This window comes from Oerskovia sp. NPDC060287 (genome assembly GCF_042726775.1).
Lineage (GTDB): Bacteria > Actinomycetota > Actinomycetes > Actinomycetales > Cellulomonadaceae > Oerskovia > Oerskovia merdavium.
In genome coordinates, this window is sequence record NZ_JBHXBO010000380.1 from 1 (window position 1) to 2,468 (window position 2,468).

The 2,468-nt window shown below is 72.9% G+C and carries 3 protein-coding genes; all 3 read right to left on the bottom strand.

Annotated elements, in window-relative coordinates:
* Positions 1-89: 89 nt before the first annotated feature.
* The gene (locus ACFWFR_RS19075; protein ID WP_191800425.1) at positions 90-680 is read right to left on the bottom strand and encodes a 50S ribosomal protein L25/general stress protein Ctc; all 591 of its coding nucleotides are present in this window, start codon (positions 678-680) and stop codon (positions 90-92) included.
* 297 nt (positions 681-977) lie between these two features.
* On the bottom strand, positions 978-1,673 hold the full coding sequence (locus tag ACFWFR_RS19080) for a GPP34 family phosphoprotein (RefSeq protein ID WP_377624160.1): 696 nt from the start codon (positions 1,671-1,673) through the stop codon (positions 978-980).
* Positions 1,674-1,730: 57 nt separating this feature from the next.
* Entirely contained in the window at positions 1,731-2,384 is a 654-nt protein-coding gene (locus ACFWFR_RS19085; RefSeq protein ID WP_377624161.1) for an SIMPL domain-containing protein, read from the bottom strand.
* Between the last annotated feature and the right edge of the window lie 84 nt (positions 2,385-2,468).

Consider the following 2,468-nt stretch of genomic DNA (forward strand, 5'->3'; position numbering starts at 1 on the left):
GTGCAGAGCTGCACCGGACGCCTCGGGTCGTCAAGGTCCTGCTGCTCCTGGACCAGGTCCTGGAGCGGTGGATCGGACCGTCAGCTCGATCAGACGAGCGGAGCGGCCTCTGCCTCGGCGGCGACCTCGGCGGCCGTGGCCTCGACGCGCGGCTCGGTGATGAGCACGACGTCGGCGGTCGGCTCGGTCACGAGGACGCTGCCCTCGGGCAGTGCGATGTCGCCGGCGAAGACGACCGTGCCGGCGGTGAGGCCGGTGATGTCGACCGAGATGACCTCGGGCAGGTTGGTCGCCAGGGCCTGGATCGAGAGCGTGAGCTGCTCGACGATGTGGATGGTGCCAGGAGCGGCCTCACCGATGACGTGGACGGGAACGTCGACGTCGACCTTCTCGCCCTTCTTCACGATGAGGAGGTCGATGTGCTCGACGACGTCCTTGACCGGGTCGCGCTGGACGTCCTTGGCCAGGGCCAGGACCTCGGTGCCGTCGAGCGCGATCGTGAAGAGCGCGTTCGAGTGCTTGAGGGCGAGCGTGGTCTGGTGCGCGGGGAGCGCGACGTGGACCGGGTCCGTGCCGTGCCCGTACAGGACGGCGGGGATCTGGTTGTTGCGGCGGGTACGGCGGGCGGCACCCTTGCCGAACTCGGTGCGGGCCTCTGCGACAAGCTTGATATCGGACACGTGAGCTCCTGAAGAACGTTTGCGGGCCGACCACCAGTGGGAAGCAGTCGGCTGTCCGGCCGGCTGGTTGTCACCGGAGGACGGGCGGCTGCGTCGGCGCGGGACACATGACGGGCGCACGAGGACGACCGCCCAGTCGATTACGGGGACCCTTCAGGATCCTGCTGACCTTCCGGTGACTCACCGGCCGTCAGACGTCCCTCGCCGAGGCAACCGAACTACTGTACCTGGGCGCACGACGTCAAGGGAAACCCGCTCGTGTCGCGACACGGGCGGGACGCGGGCAGGGCGTGCGGGTCAGGCCGTGGCACCCGCGATGACCGCGGTCGTGGTGATCGCCGCAGTCGTGGCCGCGGTGATCTCCTCGACGTACGCGCGGGTCGCTCCCGCGGCCCAGCTCCCCTCCGCGAGCCCCTTGGCCCGGTGGTCGACCGCCCGACGCTCGGACGCCGTGAGCGGTGCACCGGCCGCCATGACGCGACCCGCCTGCCGCGTGGCGGCGAGGATCGCGACGAGCGCACCGGTCCTCTCGTCGGGCGCTCCGCCGTCGAGCAGGACGCGTGCGAGCGTGCCCCGCAGCTCGCCCTCGTGGCGCGAGTCCGCCGCGGGCCAGCGCGTCGTGGGGAAGATGCCGAGGATCCGACCGTCCTCGCGGCGCAGCAGGCCGCGCGCGACCAGGTCGTCGAGCGCGGCGTCGGCCGGCTTGGTCCGCGAGAGGGTGTCGACCAGGTTCTTGGGCTTGGAGCCCTCCCTCGACTTCACCACGGCGAGCGCGTCGTCGAGCAGCGACCGCCCGGTCGGCGACTGGTCGCGGACCACGACGCGTCCCGAGCGCCAGCCCGAGCCGTCGCCCGCGAGATCGACCCGCCCCAGGAGCGCGAGCTCGACGAGGAGCGCACCGCCGGCGATCTGCTGGAGGTACGAGCTGTCACCGACGGGCTTGCCCGTGACGTCGTCCAGCACGAGCAGGAGGTAGTCCTCGATGATCAGCATGCCGACAAACGTAGCGCGCGCGGAAGCGCCGTCCCCCTGAGATTTGTCACGAGCCCCTCAGTCCGCCCAGGCCCAGCGCACGGTCACGCTCGCGTCGACCTGCTCGTGCCCGGGGTCCACGGCCAGCGCGTCGTGAGCACCCGCGGCCTTGGCGGACATCATGCGGGGCACCGGCGCGAACCCGCCGCCCTGCTCGCCGACCTCGACGACCACGCCGAGCCTGCGGCCCGCGAGGGCCGCGTACTGCTCGGCCTTGGTCCGGGCGTCGGCGAACGCCTCCTCGCGGGCCGCGACGGCCAGTGGGCCGGGCGCGCTCACGGCGAAGCGCATCGAGTCGAGCCGGGCGACGGGCCCGGCGGCACCCAGCGCGGCCCGCACGAGCTCTCCCGACGCCCCGACGTCGCGCACCGTGACCCGCAGCGTGAGGCGGGCCGTGACGCGCAGGCTCGTGGCGCCGTCGGGCTGCTGTGACTGCTGCGTCCACGTGGACGTCTGCGCGGTGCGCAGGTCCTCGTCCGCGACCCCGCCCGCGAGCAGCGCCTCGCGCGCGGCACGGACCCCCTCGTTGGCGGAGTCGAGCGCGACCTGGACGTCGTCGCCGCTCGCCTCGGCGCCGAGCTCCACCACGACGACGTCGGGTACCGCCGTGGCGGCCCCCTGGCCCGTGGTGGTCACGCCGGCGGACAGGTCCTGGGTCTGCGTCTGGGTCACAGCAGGCATCCTGCCAGCCCGACGACGGAGCCGCCCGTCCCAGCTGTCGCACCTGCCGCTCGGCTCACCCGGGAGGACGACGAC